Source organism: Acinetobacter lwoffii, from assembly GCF_024129355.1.
GTDB classification, from domain to species: domain Bacteria; phylum Pseudomonadota; class Gammaproteobacteria; order Pseudomonadales; family Moraxellaceae; genus Acinetobacter; species Acinetobacter lwoffii_I.
Map to the genome: position 1 here is coordinate 1 of NZ_JAMXXP010000120.1, position 204 is coordinate 204.

The window sequence follows — 204 nt, forward strand, 5'->3', positions numbered from 1 at the left end:
GTTATCCTGCTCATTACCGTCGGAAAACGAGCTGATAGCATAGTTTATGACGAAGCGAAAAAGCGAATTAAAGACTAAAAATGGGAGCTTATAGCTCACATTTTTGGCTTCGTATAAGAGATTTTATGTTAAATTACTAACTATAAATTCTATTTAAAACATATATTTATTTAATAGTTATGCCATAGTTTTTCTTATCATATT

Annotated in this window: 1 pseudogene; it reads left to right on the plus strand. The window is 28.9% G+C overall.

Going from position 1 to position 204, the window contains the following annotated elements:
* Positions 1-78, plus strand: a pseudogene (locus tag NI468_RS16225) (type II toxin-antitoxin system RelE family toxin); the annotation flags it as partial.
* Positions 79-204 lie beyond the last annotated feature (126 nt).